Source organism: Vibrio sp. GLN_1 (assembly GCF_043106015.1).
Classification (GTDB): domain Bacteria; phylum Pseudomonadota; class Gammaproteobacteria; order Enterobacterales; family Vibrionaceae; genus Vibrio; species Vibrio parahaemolyticus.
The window spans coordinates 425665-438462 of the sequence record NZ_JBICMD010000014.1 but is presented as its reverse complement, the minus strand read 5'-3'; the positions used below and the strand labels follow the sequence as shown (position 1 = coordinate 438462).

Genomic DNA, 12798 nt, shown 5'->3' with positions numbered 1-12798 from the left:
ATTAGTAATAAGGAAGTTCGAGTGAGCAAGCAACAAAAAATCCTATTTATCGACCGAGATGGCACGCTGATTGTTGAGCCACCGATTGATTTCCAAGTTGATCGCTTGGATAAGTTAAAACTAGAACCGTTCGTTATCCCAAGCCTGTTGTCGTTGCAGGATGCGGGATACCGTCTAGTGATGGTGACAAACCAAGATGGTCTGGGCACAGACAGCTACCCTCAAGAAGACTTCGATGCGCCACACAACATGATGATGGAGATCTTCGAGTCTCAAGGTGTGAAGTTCGATGATGTGCTGATTTGTCCGCATTTTGAAGAAGACAACTGCTCTTGCCGTAAGCCTAAATTAGGCATGGTGAAAGAGTATCTTCAAGGCGGTAAAGTGGATTTCCAAAATTCTGTCGTGATTGGTGACCGTCAGACGGATCTGCAATTGGCGGAAAACATGGCGATTCGCGGCATTCAATACAATCCAGAAACCATGGGTTGGAAGCAGATCTTGAAAGATCTAACGGTAAAAGCACGGGTTGCCGAAGTGATTCGTACTACTAAAGAAACCGACATTAAAGTTGCCGTTAATCTGGATGAGCAAGGTGGCAATGATATCTCAACAGGTCTTGGTTTCTTTGACCACATGCTGGATCAAATTGCCACTCACGGTGGTTTCCAAATGGTGTGCAAAGTCGACGGTGATTTACACATTGATGATCACCACACGATTGAAGATACCGCATTAGCCCTTGGTCAGGCATTAAAAGAGGCGTTGGGCGATAAGCGCGGCATTGGTCGCTTTGGTTTCAGCCTGCCGATGGATGAGTGCTTGGCGCAATGTGCGTTGGATTTGTCTGGTCGTCCTTACCTGAAATTTGACGCGAAATTCAGCCGTGATCAAGTTGGAGACTTGTCGACAGAGATGGTGGTTCACTTCTTCCGTTCTTTAACTGACACACTAGCGTGTACGCTGCACCTTTCTTCTGCTGGCGATAATGATCACCACATCATTGAGAGTCTATTCAAAGCGTTTGGTCGAACGTTACGCCAAGCAATCAAGGTGGAAGGTACGGAGCTGCCAAGCAGCAAAGGCGTCCTTTAAGGCTCACGTGAGCAAGGAGAAAAACAGTGACAGAACAAAAAGTTGTCATTATCGATACGGGCTGTGCCAACGTTTCTTCGGTGAAGTTTGCCATTGAACGCTTAGGTTATGGCGTAACGATTTCAAAAGATCCTCAAGTGGTGTTGTCAGCAGACAAGTTGTTCCTACCTGGTGTGGGTACAGCCAGCGAAGCGATGAAAAACCTTGAAGAGCGTGATCTTATCAATCTCGTTAAGCAAGTTGAAAAGCCATTGCTCGGTATCTGTTTAGGTATGCAGTTATTGGGTAAGTTTTCTCAAGAGAAAGGCCAAAAAGCAGATGAATTGGTTGAGTGTCTTGGGCTTTGTGATGGCGAAGTGGAGCTGCTACAAACTGGCGATTTGCCACTGCCACACATGGGGTGGAATACTGTTTCTGCAAAAGCAGGCAATCCGTTGTTCAAAGACATTGAAGAGAGTGAGTACTTCTATTTTGTGCACAGCTTTGCGATGCCAGTTGGAGACTACACCATTGCCGAATGTGATTACGGAAATCCATTCACTGCTGCGGTTCAAAGTGGTAACTATTATGGTGTGCAATTCCACCCAGAGCGTTCTTCAAAAGCGGGCGCGAAGCTTATTCAAAACTTCTTAGAATTATAAAAGGGATTTAGTGTGATTATTCCAGCTCTTGATTTAATTGAAGGACAGGTAGTTCGCCTATATCAAGGTGATTACGGGCAAGTAACCGAATATAAAGTCGACCCAGCAGAGCAGTTCAACTTGTATCACCAAGCAGGGGCTAACTGGCTGCACTTGGTGGATCTGACGGGCGCGAAAGATACATCTGCGCGCCAACTTGATTTGATTGCAAAGCTATTAGCAAGCACGCCTGCGAACATCCAAATCGGTGGCGGTGTGCGTACCGAACAAGACGTTGTGGACTTATTAGAAGCGGGTGCACAGCGCGTTGTGGTTGGTTCAACCGCAGTAAAACAGCCTGAGTTAGTAAAAGGTTGGATGGAAAAATACGGCGCAGAGAAAATCGTTCTCGCGTTGGACATCAACATCGACCAAGACGGCACACGTAAAGTGGCGATCTCTGGTTGGCAAGAAGATTCAGGCGTGACTATTGAAGCTCTGATCAATGATTACTTAACGGTAGGTCTACAGCACGTGCTGTGTACTGACATTTCTCGTGACGGTACGTTAGAAGGCTCAAACGTAGAGCTTTACGTCGACCTATGTAAACAGTACCCACAAGTGCAGTTCCAATCTTCAGGTGGTATCGGCTCATTAGCGGATATCGAAGCGCTAAAAGGCAGCGGTGTGGCAGGCGTGATTGTTGGTCGCGCGTTGTTAGATGGTAAGTTCACAGCAGAGGAGGCATTTGCATGCTGGCAAAGCGAATAATTCCATGTCTTGATGTTCGTGATGGACAAGTGGTGAAGGGCGTTCAGTTTCGCAACCACGAGATCATCGGTGACATTGTTCCTCTCGCTAAACGCTACGCTGAAGAAGGCGCTGATGAGCTGGTGTTTTACGACATCACTGCATCAAGCGATGGTCGTGTAGTTGATAAAAGTTGGGTGGCTCGTGTCGCGGAAGTGATCGACATTCCTTTTTGTGTGGCTGGTGGTATTAAATCCGCAGAGGATGCTGCACGTATTCTGGAGTTTGGTGCAGACAAAGTCTCTATCAACTCGCCAGCGTTGGCTAACCCGCAACTTATTACTGATTTAGCAGATAAATTTGGCGTTCAGTGTATCGTAGTTGGTATCGATTCCTACTATGACAAAGATACTGGTAAATATCAGGTTTACCAGTTTACTGGCGACGAAGAACGTACAAAGGCGACGAAGTGGGAAACGCGCGATTGGGTACAAGAAGTGCAAAAGCGCGGCGCTGGTGAAATCGTGCTCAACATGATGAACCAAGACGGCGTGCGTAACGGTTACGATATTGAACAGCTCAATATGGTACGCGAAGTGTGTAAAGTTCCTCTGATCGCTTCCGGTGGTGCAGGTGCCATGGAGCATTTTGCAGAAGCATACCAAAAAGCAAACGTGGATGGTGCTCTTGCCGCTTCGGTATTCCACAAACAAGTCATCAATATTGGTGAACTAAAGCAGTATTTGAAACAACAAGGCATTGAGGTACGACTATGAGTTTTAAAGCCGTCGAAGTCAGTTCGCTGTCGGAGCGAATCAATTGGGAAAAGGTGGATGGCTTGGTACCTGCCATCGTACAAGACTTCCAATCGAGCCAAGTTCTTATGATGGGTTACATGAACCAAGACGCGCTAGCAAAAACGGGTGAAACGGGTCAGGTGACATTTTTCTCACGCACTAAAGAGCGTTTATGGACTAAAGGTGAAACGTCTGGCAATGTTCTTCAACTCGTGAATATCTCTCTAGATTGTGACAATGATACTTTGCTGGTTCGAGTGAATCCTATTGGACCAACTTGCCACACAGGCACAACAACGTGTTGGGACGGCGATGCACAAGAGGAATCACAAATGGTGTGGCTTCATCAACTTGAGCAGCTACTGGCTGCCCGCAAGAGTGCCGATCCAGACTCCTCTTATACCGCCAGTCTTTATGCCCGTGGTACCAAGCGTATTTCGCAGAAAGTGGGCGAAGAAGGCGTTGAAGTCGCGCTTGCGGCGACGTCGGGCGATAAGGCTGAGTTAGTGTGTGAATCTGCAGATTTGATCTATCACTTGTTGGTGCTTTTACAAGACCAAGGTTTATCAATGAACGATGTGGTGAATAAGCTTAAAGAGCGTCACAAGTAGTTCAAGTTAAAGAAATAAAACAAAGGCTTCCATTTGGAAGCCTTTGTTTTTTCTTGATAGTGCGATTTTATCCACAGCACTTTTTAAATTTCTTACCGCTGCCACAAATACATGGATCGTTACGGCCTACTTTTAAGCTGCTGATGGATTGATTAAGTCGCGGATCTTGCTCGGATTCTTCTTCAGGGAAGGTGCCGTCAATGTAATACCACAGCCCATCTTCTTTCACGAAGCGTGAACGCTCGCTCAGGCAGTAGCGTTGGCCGTCTTCATTGAAATAGGCGTTGAACTCAACAAAGCCTTCATTTTCATGGCTGCCAGCTTCTGCTTTGACGACTTCCAGTTTGCACCAATCGCTGTCGATCGATTGTGCGATACCTTCACGTTGTTCTTCTGCGTTACAACTTGGGTGATATGTTTTCACAACGTAGTCAACGAGGCCTAGCACATGAGCGCTATAGCGAGAGCGCATTAACTGTTCTGGTGTTTTGACGTCAGCGTGATTATTGTGCGCAATTTCACAACACTGTTGGTAGGTACGGTTAGCGCCGCAAGGACAAGAAGAAGCCATAAGATGAAATCTCGTTAGGTAAAGCGATGAAACAAATAATCCCAATAGAGTGGGAGAGAAGCATTATAGCGAGTTAAGGTGTTTGAGAAAGCAGTTCTTGAGCCCACTCTGTCGATTCATTGAATGCATCAGCTAGCTGAGTTTCCGTTAACTTCAATACAGAGCAGTATCTTTCAGCCAGTTCCCAATCTGCTTGTTCGTAAGCAATACACATAGAAAGGAGATACCCAAGCACACCTTTTCGACTTGTCAGTGCAAGCTTGATGTCTTCATCGACGGGAATGTCTTCAATCACATCCGACAGAGGTTGATCGAGAAGCGAGCCTAATAATGAGAACATACCAGTCAGAAAGGCTTGTCCAGGATCGTACTTGGTTTTCATTTGGCTAAGCAAAATTTCACACATACGAGCGCGTTGAATAGCAAGCGAGTAGAGTGAATCGGGCTTGTCCTCTTGCACAGAAGCGATTGCAACCAGTGAAATAAAGCGTCGTAAACGTTCTTCGCCCAGATAAATCAGCGCCTGTCTAAACGATTTGATCTTGGTTGTGAGCGTGTAACCCGAGTTGACGTAAGTGAGCAACTTATAGGAAAGCGTCACATCAATAGAGAACAGACGCTCCACTTCATTGAAGTCGATGGGCTTATCAGCAATCTCTTTACACAACTGGATGACGGTTAAAAACGCCGGGTTGAGGCGCTTCTTTTGGATCATTTCTGGTTTACTAAAGAAGTAACCTTGGAAGTAGTTAAAACCAGCGTCAAGCGCTTGTTCAAACTCTTCATAGGTTTCGACTTTTTCAGCCAAAAAATCGATATTAAACTGGCTCAATGCTTGGATGAAAATTGCCGCTTTTTCAATTGGTACTAAACGAATATCAAATTTGATCATCGATACGTACGGAAGAAAGCGTTTCCAAGCCTTAGTTGGTACAAAGTCGTCCAGTGCAATTCGGTAGCCGCATTCGTGCAGATGTTTTATTGCATCGAGAAGCTCTTGCGTAGGCTCACAATCTTCGAGCACTTCAATAACCAGAGAATCTTTCGGAAACAGTGTCGGAACAAGGTTGACCAAGCTTTGGTGGGGAAAGTTAACAAAACCGAGTTTGTTACCTAACGTGTTGTAATGCGTCGACAAAAAATGATCAGATAGCAGTCGACTAGTAGCAAGCTCAGGTTCTACTTCAGGGAAGGTATTTTTGGGGCCGTCTCGAAAGAGAAGTTCGTAACCTATGGTTCGCTTTTCTCTGTCTAGAATCGGTTGGCGAGCTACGTAAGAATACTTCAATTAGGTACTTCGTTCTGTTTAACTTAGTAATATGATAATAGCGATTTTTTACAAAATATCTACGCTTTGAATGCGAATCTTCTACATGTTCGACATGCTTAGCGTAAATTATGTGTTGAAAGGCCGGTTTTGCAGTTCAAAACCATCAGAATTCACTTGTAAAACTGAGCCTTGCGTATACCAGTCCCCTAAGACGATGCGCGTGTTTTTAGCACCATTTGCGTCAAAAAAATGTGTATTTGGGCGATGAGTGTGGCCATGAATCATCAAGTTGACGCAATTCTGAGACATCACTTTTTCAACTTCGCTTTGATTCACGTCCATGATATCTAAAGACTTCATCTTTTTATCGTCGCGAATGTCTGATTGAACTTTAGAGACAATTTTTTTCTTTAAACACCATGGGATGCGTTTAAAGATCCATTGTAACCAAGGCTGATGCACAGTTTTACGAAATTTCTGATATTCCACGTCATCAGTACACAGGGTATCGCCGTGTAAAATCACCGCTTTTGTGCCATATAAGTCGATGGTGCAAACGTCATCAAGCAAAGTGATGCCCGTCTCTTTACAAAAGCGTTCGCCCAACAAGAAGTCACGATTGCCTTGAATAAAGAAAACCGGGACACCTTGGTCGGTGAGCGTTTTGAACTCGGTACGAATTTGGTTTGCAAACGGTGTTTTGTCATCATCACCGACCCAAAACTCGAAAAGATCGCCTAATACATAAAGAGCTTCGGCATTTTTGGCTTCCGTACGCATGAATGTAATGAAACATTCTGTGATGTCAGGACGTGACGGCGTAAGGTGCAAGTCTGATATAAATAATGTCGTCATAGAAATAAGGGGAGGCGAAGCCTCCCCAATTACTTATCTCTTGGGAATAATTCGCAAGAATTACTCTGCGATTGTAGTACCAGTGATTACCACGTCTTCTAGTGGTACGTCTTGGTGCATGCCGTAAGAACCAGTGCTAACGCCCTTGATCTTGTTTACAACGTCCATACCTTCTACAACTTCACCGAATACACAGTAACCCCAACCATCTAGGCTTTCGCTACGGAAATCTAGGAAAGTGTTGTTGTTTACGTTGATGAAGAACTGAGAGCTTGCAGAATGTGGTTCCATCGTACGAGCCATAGCAATTGTGCCTACTTTGTTGCTTAGGCCGTTGTTTGCTTCGTTCTTGATAGGTGCACGTGTTGATTTTTCACGTAGACCTGATTCCATGCCGCCACCTTGGATCATGAAACCGTCAATAACACGGTGGAAAAGAGTGTTGTCGTAAAAGCCGTCGCGGCAGTACTGAAGGAAGTTTGCGCTTGTCTCTGGCGCTTTCTCTTCGTTTAGTTGAATCTTGATGTCACCAAAATTAGTGTGAAGGGTGATCATGCTACTTTCCTTTACTGTGTTGTGTTGAGCCCGAGATTCTAGCCTAAGTTATAACGCATTAAAAACTCGAGAAGAGTAAATTCTTCGTTTTGTGCTTGAAGTTTAGCCGATTATCGTTTTATCGGTTAATTGCTATTACCTAATAAGGTCGGACTTGATATACTCGACGTTCTTGTATTCATTCACAATCATAGATAGAGATCATGTTAAAGATATATAACACACTCACAAGACAGAAAGAGGAATTCAAACCAATTACAGCCGGTAAAGTTGGCATGTATGTCTGTGGGGTAACCATCTACGATCTCTGTCACATCGGCCACGGCCGCACCTTCGTTTCTTTTGACGTAGTATCACGTTACCTGCGCTACCTTGGTTACGACCTAACGTTTGTTCGCAATATCACAGATATTGATGACAAAATCATCAAGCGTGCAGCAGAAAACGGCGAATCTTGTGAATCACTTACAGAACGTTTGATTGGCGACATGCACGCAGACTTTGACGCGTTGAACATGAAGCGTCCTGACGTTGAGCCGCGCGCAACTCAATTTATCGCAGAAATCATCGAATTGGTTGAAAAGCTTATCGAACGTGGTTTCGCATACGTTGCAGACAATGGCGACGTCATGTTTGAAGTGGGTAAGTTTGACGAGTACGGCAAGCTTTCTAAGCAAGATCTTGATCAGCTTCAAGCTGGTGCTCGCGTTGATATCGAAACAGCAAAACGCAGCCCACTAGACTTCGTTCTTTGGAAAATGTCTAAACCAGGCGAGCCAACATGGGAATCTCCATGGGGTCCAGGTCGTCCAGGTTGGCACATTGAATGTTCAGCAATGAACTCTACGATCCTAGGCGATCATTTCGATATTCACGGCGGTGGCTCTGATCTACAGTTCCCACACCACGAAAACGAAATCGCACAATCTTGCTGTGCTCACGACACTAAGTACGTAAATACTTGGATGCACAGTGGCATGGTGATGGTAGATCGCGAAAAGATGTCTAAATCTTTAGGCAACTTCTTCACTATTCGTGACGTTCTTGGTCACTACGATGCTGAAACCGTGCGTTACTTCCTAATGTCTGGTCACTACCGTAGCCAATTGAACTACAGTGAAGATAACCTAAACCAAGCACGCGCTTCTCTTGAGCGTCTATATACTTCTCTGCGTGGTCTGGATTTAAATGCAGCACCAGCGGGTGGTGAGGAGTATGTATCTCGCTTTACTGCTGCGATGAACGACGACTTCAACACACCAGAAGCATACTCAGTTCTGTTTGATATGGCGCGCGAAGTTAACCGCCTTAAGACAGAAAGCGTAGAGAAAGCGAGTGAACTTGGTGCGCTAATGCGCGAACTAGCAGACGTGATTGGTATTCTTTATCAAGATCCTGAAGCGTTCCTAAAAGGTAATGCTGGCAACGATGATGAAGTCGCTGAAATTGAAGCGCTAATCAAGCTGCGTAACGACTCGCGTGCTTCGAAAGATTGGGCAAACGCCGACATGGCACGTGATAAGCTGACGGAAATGGGCATTGTCCTTGAGGATGGCCCAGAAGGCACAACGTGGCGTCGTAAGTAATTGAATCTTTTAAAAGGGCTGATGATTCAGCCCTTTTATTTTCCAATTTCATCAATAAAATTTTAACTTTAGGTAATGCTCTGTGGCTCAGATGTATTTCTATTACTCAGCAATGAATGCGGGTAAATCGACAACTCTTCTTCAATCTTCATTTAACTACCAAGAACGCGGTATGACGCCAGTGATTTTCACTGCGGCGTTGGACGACCGCTATGGTGTAGGCAAAGTAAGTTCTCGTATTGGTTTACAATCGGACGCGCATTTGTTCCGTCCAGATACGAACCTATATCAAGAGATTGCAGCCCTGCATGAAGTCGAAAAACGTCACTGTATTCTTATTGACGAGTGTCAGTTCCTATCGAAAGAGCAGGTTTACCAACTTACAGAGGTAGTGGATAAGCTGCATATTCCAGTACTTTGCTATGGTCTTCGTACCGATTTTCTTGGCGAACTTTTTGAAGGCAGTAAGTACCTACTCTCTTGGGCTGATAAGCTGGTTGAGTTGAAGACGATTTGCCACTGTGGCCGAAAAGCAAACATGGTTATCCGCACCGACGAACACGGAGTCGCAATCAAAGAAGGTGACCAAGTGGCAATTGGTGGCAACGACCGTTATGTCTCGGTTTGCCGTCAGCACTACAAAGAAGCCCTAGGTAAATAAACCTATCCATTCAGCTTCAAAGCAATACAGAAAAGCCACCGAATTCGGTGGCTTTTTAATTGTTCATTTCGCTCAGACGAGATCAAAACCGAATCGCTCTAACAAGACTTGATAAGATGAATCCACTTGATTTGGAATGTCTTGCTTAGTTTGAAATCCTTTTTCGGGATAGCTTTTGACGCGGGAAAAATCTTCCATCAGCGCTTCTAACACCATCATTAGCGGCATGTCTTCGTTGATGTATTCGAAGAATGGATGAGCGGTAGAACTGACTTGCACTTGCGAGTAGGGCGATTGCCATTGCTTCTCAAACGTAGCGATGGCGCGGCGTTCCATAAATGGCTTTTGCACTAAAATAATCGATTCGCATTGGATGCCTTTCTCTTTTAATAACTGCTCGGTGAAACGGACGTTTTCTCCACTATTGGTTGAACGTGTTTCTACTATGATGGCATCGCTTGGTACGCCAGCTAAACGCGCGATGTCTGCAAATGTTTCGGCTTCACTTTTTTCAAACAACCCATCCGTAAAACGGCCTTCACCACCGGAGAACACAATCAATGGTGCGAGTTTTTGGTGGTAAAGCGCAGCGGCGTGCTCAGCAACTCGCACGTCGTTACTGCACATAACAAACAAGCAGTCGGCAGGCTTTAAATCCTGTTTTAGCTGCATGTAATCCCAAAGCGTTTCTATATGTTGATATAACTTCATAGTGCATCCAGCGTTGAATTGAATCGGAATTGATACCCAAGTGAAACCAGTTTGTCCGCTAAAATGCGTTTATCGGCATCTTCTGTAACGGGAGGTAGCGAAATCTCTGCGCCACTTTTGGTGATTGCTGCTTGGTAAAACTCAGCTTTGCTCACGGTGTGAGGCGTTGTGACATTAATGATCTGATTACTCAGGTGATCCAATGCAAATTGTGCCACAGCGACTGCGTCACTTTGATGAAGCATGTTGGCTGGGGCTTTACGGCTGACTTGTTTTAGGCGCATGGCAAAGCGAGCGGGGTGTCTGTCTGGGCCAATCAAACCACTGCAACGTAAGATGGCGTAGTTTATGCCAGAGTCGATAACGGATTGCTCCGCTTCGAGCATGATTTTCGCATTGTCAGAAAAGTGAGGGTGGGTTTGCGCGAGAGCGAGCGATGCGGATTCTTCTTTCATCTCCGTTGGTAAATTAGGGTAGACCGTTGTAGAGCTGATCATGACGAGCTTTTCAATCGCATTCTGTTTTGCCGCTTTAACTAACGTTGACCATTGCTGCGCATACTCTCGACCAGACCCTCTACGAAACCCAGGTGGAAACGCACCAACAATACGCTCGATATGATTCGACTGAATTATTTCATCCAGTTTTTGCGCTGCGTTTTCATCGTTGAGATCAAGCAGGGCGGCGTTAGCAATAGTGGATGGCCGTTCATCTAACCGAGCTTGGCTACGACGCGTAATAACTACATCATGTCCCTCGACTAACAAGGCTTGCGCTAGTGGAGTACCAAGCCAACCTGCACCTACAATCAATGTGTTTGCCATTATTTATCCTACTTAACTGTTTGCTCAAAGAGAGTAATGAGCTCTGCTTTGGCTTGTTGATGGAGGGGATCAGAATGCCATTTTTGATGCTGAATCAGGTCAACATTGACTTGCCAAGCCAGCTTTGTGAAATCATCCCCAACTTTTTTTAACGTGTTTGGTGAGTCTGCGACTAAGTGCTCCGGCAGGAAGCACCATCCAAACCCTTTGTTCGCTAATTCCAACAAAATGTAGTAGTTATCAGCGTACCAGATATCTGGGCTCAATGCTTGGTTGAGGTTACCTGGTTCTGCACTCTTTGAGCGTATCACCAGTTGGCGATATTGTTTGAGTTGATCGATATGGGTAATTCTCTGAGCCGCTAATGGGTGATCGGAAGATACATACACATCGAATGCGATATTACCAAGATTGGTGAAATCGATATGCCTAGGCATTTGCAGGTCGCTCAGAATAATTCCGGTGGTCGCACGTTCAGATTTCACCAGTTCAATAATGTCTGGGCTAGATGCCGTTAAACATTCGACTTGTAGTTGCGGAAATTGTTGCTCTAGGTTTTTAAGCACATCCGGTAATCGAGTCAGCGGAATCCCTTCATCAATCGCGAGAACAAGCTCGCTCGCCTGCGCAGAAAAGAGCTGAGTTGCTTTATTGTTTAATCGGTCGAGTTGACTGATCGCCGCTTGCGCGTAAGGCATCAGTGCATGGCCGTTCTCGGTCAGTTTGGGATAACGGCCGGATCGATCAAACAGATCGACACCACAGTCGAGTTCCATGTTCATAATGTGTTGGCTTATCACGGATTGGGCTCGACCTAACTTTCTCGCTGCTGCGGAAAATGAGCCGGATTCGGATGTGGCAACAAACGCCTGCAATTGTTCGATAGTAAACATATCGTTTTTACCGATGGTATCTAACTTTTTATTATCTCAATCATAGATAAAATTTCAGTCATTGAGTAGAACAAATGGGTAGATAATCATGACTCGTAACGAACGAATTTTCCACGCAGTACTTTTTGAATTGATGGCGTTAGCGATCATTGTGCCTACAGCTGCGTTGATCACAGGCAAAGGTTCAAGTGATTTGGCGTTAGTAGGGATCGGTTTGAGTTTGTACACCGTAGTTTGGAACTACATTTACAACTTGTACTTCGATAAGTGGTTTGGCAGCAACCGAGCAGACAGAAGTTTAGCAATGCGCCTTGGTCACACCATTGGGTTTGAAGGTGGGTTGATCTTTATTTCTATACCTGTGATCGCATGGTTCTTGGAGATTACGTTCTTTCAAGCATTGATGCTCGAAGCGGGATTTCTAGTCTTCTTCTTGTTTTACGCCACAGGCTTTAACTGGTTGTACGATAAAGTTCAACCGTTTGGGAAAATGAGAAAGTTACTGGTGTAGCCGAGTGAGATTCCCCAGATGCGATTGGCGTAACTAGAAAAAAGCCACCGTATTTCGGTGGCTTTATTGGTCAGTGGGCGGTAGTTATTCTGCAGAAAGTACGCGTAAGATTTTGTCTGCGTGTTCTGCAACTTCAATGCCTTCGTCGGTTAGATAACCACCATCAGGTTGCGTACACAATTGCTTTTGGTAAAGACGCGCAACTGCTGCTTGCATCTCTTCTGAGGCATCTGAATGGACTTTAATGCCTGTCGCTGCACTGCTTAAATCGAATTGAAGAAGAAGGTTCAGTTCGGCGATGTGTTCAGCTGAATATTTCATAGATAATTCCTTTGCGCTTTTTTATCCAAGCTAGTCTTAAAACCAGTGTTGAGCAACACAAAACAACAAGAAGTGTTAACTGCATTGCTATCAGACTGATATAACGTGGAATTTTTGTTCGAACGCTGAGTATCTTGTTTAATATCAATGATAGTTAAGACAACAAA

16 protein-coding genes are annotated in these 12798 nt (G+C 45.0%); 8 read left to right on the top strand and 8 right to left on the bottom strand.

The window, feature by feature from the left end:
• The first annotated feature begins 21 nt into the window (after positions 1 to 21).
• Genes hisB through hisIE form a run of 5 tightly spaced genes read left to right on the top strand, consistent with a single transcriptional unit; the run spans position 22 to position 3873 of the window.
• Entirely contained in the window at positions 22 to 1095 is a 1074-nt protein-coding gene (gene hisB / locus ACF8OV_RS06890) for a bifunctional histidinol-phosphatase/imidazoleglycerol-phosphate dehydratase HisB (RefSeq protein ID WP_005460048.1), read from the top strand.
• 26 nt (positions 1096 to 1121) lie between these two features.
• A complete protein-coding gene (hisH, locus tag ACF8OV_RS06885) occupies positions 1122 to 1736 on the top strand; it encodes an imidazole glycerol phosphate synthase subunit HisH (protein ID WP_203502820.1) in 615 nt (204 codons plus the stop codon).
• 12 nt (positions 1737 to 1748) lie between these two features.
• Positions 1749 to 2486 carry a 1-(5-phosphoribosyl)-5-[(5-phosphoribosylamino)methylideneamino]imidazole-4-carboxamide isomerase gene (hisA, locus tag ACF8OV_RS06880; RefSeq protein ID WP_005495717.1) on the top strand — a complete coding sequence of 246 codons (738 nt, stop codon included), beginning with the start codon at positions 1749 to 1751 and terminating at the stop codon, positions 2484 to 2486.
• Complete coding sequence (hisF, locus tag ACF8OV_RS06875; RefSeq protein WP_020840389.1) at positions 2468 to 3241, top strand: imidazole glycerol phosphate synthase subunit HisF; 774 nt, start codon at positions 2468 to 2470, stop codon at positions 3239 to 3241. The genes hisA and hisF overlap by 19 nt, the downstream gene beginning before the upstream one ends.
• Positions 3238 to 3873: a bifunctional phosphoribosyl-AMP cyclohydrolase/phosphoribosyl-ATP diphosphatase HisIE gene (hisIE, locus tag ACF8OV_RS06870; protein WP_203502819.1), complete on the top strand. Its 636-nt coding sequence runs from the start codon at positions 3238 to 3240 to the stop codon at positions 3871 to 3873. The genes hisF and hisIE overlap by 4 nt, the downstream gene beginning before the upstream one ends.
• Positions 3874 to 3940: 67 nt before the next feature.
• Here hisIE and ACF8OV_RS06865 read toward each other — a convergent pair whose 3' ends face one another.
• The 4 genes from ACF8OV_RS06865 to ACF8OV_RS06850 form a co-directional block, all read right to left on the bottom strand.
• The gene (locus tag ACF8OV_RS06865; RefSeq protein WP_015296531.1) at positions 3941 to 4444 is read right to left on the bottom strand and encodes a YchJ family protein; all 504 of its coding nucleotides are present in this window, start codon (positions 4442 to 4444) and stop codon (positions 3941 to 3943) included.
• A gap of 73 nt (positions 4445 to 4517) precedes the next feature.
• Positions 4518 to 5732 (bottom strand): EAL and HDOD domain-containing protein, encoded by a 1215-nt coding sequence (locus ACF8OV_RS06860; protein ID WP_005459985.1) that lies wholly within the window; start codon positions 5730 to 5732, stop codon positions 4518 to 4520.
• 108 nt (positions 5733 to 5840) lie between these two features.
• A complete protein-coding gene (gene lpxH, locus ACF8OV_RS06855; protein WP_025623064.1) occupies positions 5841 to 6569 on the bottom strand; it encodes a UDP-2,3-diacylglucosamine diphosphatase in 729 nt (242 codons plus the stop codon).
• A 60-nt stretch (positions 6570 to 6629) separates the two neighbouring features.
• On the bottom strand, positions 6630 to 7124 hold the full coding sequence (locus ACF8OV_RS06850; protein ID WP_005487618.1) for a peptidylprolyl isomerase: 495 nt from the start codon (positions 7122 to 7124) through the stop codon (positions 6630 to 6632).
• Between the two features lie 203 nt (positions 7125 to 7327).
• On the opposite strand from ACF8OV_RS06850, the gene cysS reads away from it, so the two are divergent.
• Both cysS and ACF8OV_RS06840 read left to right on the top strand, forming a co-directional pair.
• The gene (gene cysS / locus ACF8OV_RS06845) at positions 7328 to 8710 is read left to right on the top strand and encodes a cysteine--tRNA ligase (RefSeq protein WP_005478905.1); all 1383 of its coding nucleotides are present in this window, start codon (positions 7328 to 7330) and stop codon (positions 8708 to 8710) included.
• Positions 8711 to 8792: 82 nt separating this feature from the next.
• A complete protein-coding gene (locus ACF8OV_RS06840; RefSeq protein WP_005450744.1) occupies positions 8793 to 9371 on the top strand; it encodes a thymidine kinase in 579 nt (192 codons plus the stop codon).
• A 72-nt stretch (positions 9372 to 9443) separates the two neighbouring features.
• On the opposite strand, the gene ACF8OV_RS06835 is transcribed toward ACF8OV_RS06840, so the two are convergent.
• From ACF8OV_RS06835 to ACF8OV_RS06825, 3 genes are read right to left on the bottom strand one after another with little or no spacing between them, the layout of a single operon-like run.
• Positions 9444 to 10082 (bottom strand): YdcF family protein, encoded by a 639-nt coding sequence (locus tag ACF8OV_RS06835; RefSeq protein ID WP_025623063.1) that lies wholly within the window; start codon positions 10080 to 10082, stop codon positions 9444 to 9446.
• A complete protein-coding gene (locus ACF8OV_RS06830) occupies positions 10079 to 10906 on the bottom strand; it encodes an NAD(P)H-binding protein (protein WP_017448338.1) in 828 nt (275 codons plus the stop codon). The genes ACF8OV_RS06835 and ACF8OV_RS06830 overlap by 4 nt, the downstream gene beginning before the upstream one ends.
• Positions 10907 to 10914: 8 nt before the next feature.
• A complete protein-coding gene (locus ACF8OV_RS06825) occupies positions 10915 to 11799 on the bottom strand; it encodes a LysR family transcriptional regulator (RefSeq protein WP_025623061.1) in 885 nt (294 codons plus the stop codon).
• Between the two features lie 88 nt (positions 11800 to 11887).
• Between ACF8OV_RS06825 and ACF8OV_RS06820 the strand changes: the two genes are divergently transcribed.
• Positions 11888 to 12310: a PACE efflux transporter gene (locus tag ACF8OV_RS06820; protein WP_025623059.1), complete on the top strand. Its 423-nt coding sequence runs from the start codon at positions 11888 to 11890 to the stop codon at positions 12308 to 12310.
• An 84-nt stretch (positions 12311 to 12394) separates the two neighbouring features.
• On the opposite strand, the gene ACF8OV_RS06815 is transcribed toward ACF8OV_RS06820, so the two are convergent.
• Positions 12395 to 12631, bottom strand: a complete 237-nt coding sequence (locus ACF8OV_RS06815) for a TIGR02647 family protein (RefSeq protein ID WP_005462432.1) — start codon at positions 12629 to 12631, stop codon at positions 12395 to 12397.
• Positions 12632 to 12798: the final 167 nt, after the last annotated feature.

Coding starts and splice junctions, on each gene's coding strand:
- ACF8OV_RS06820 (WP_025623059.1), top strand. CDS start 11,888: ATGACTCGTAACGAACGAATTTTCCACGCAGTACTTTTTGAATTGATG.
- lpxH (WP_025623064.1), bottom strand. CDS start 6,569: ATGACGACATTATTTATATCAGACTTGCACCTTACGCCGTCACGTCCT.
- cysS (WP_005478905.1), top strand. CDS start 7,328: ATGTTAAAGATATATAACACACTCACAAGACAGAAAGAGGAATTCAAA.
- hisIE (WP_203502819.1), top strand. CDS start 3,238: ATGAGTTTTAAAGCCGTCGAAGTCAGTTCGCTGTCGGAGCGAATCAAT.
- ACF8OV_RS06835 (WP_025623063.1), bottom strand. CDS start 10,082: ATGAAGTTATATCAACATATAGAAACGCTTTGGGATTACATGCAGCTA.
- ACF8OV_RS06825 (WP_025623061.1), bottom strand. CDS start 11,799: ATGTTTACTATCGAACAATTGCAGGCGTTTGTTGCCACATCCGAATCC.
- ACF8OV_RS06850 (WP_005487618.1), bottom strand. CDS start 7,124: ATGATCACCCTTCACACTAATTTTGGTGACATCAAGATTCAACTAAAC.
- ACF8OV_RS06865 (WP_015296531.1), bottom strand. CDS start 4,444: ATGGCTTCTTCTTGTCCTTGCGGCGCTAACCGTACCTACCAACAGTGT.
- ACF8OV_RS06830 (WP_017448338.1), bottom strand. CDS start 10,906: ATGGCAAACACATTGATTGTAGGTGCAGGTTGGCTTGGTACTCCACTA.
- ACF8OV_RS06815 (WP_005462432.1), bottom strand. CDS start 12,631: ATGAAATATTCAGCTGAACACATCGCCGAACTGAACCTTCTTCTTCAA.
- hisF (WP_020840389.1), top strand. CDS start 2,468: ATGCTGGCAAAGCGAATAATTCCATGTCTTGATGTTCGTGATGGACAA.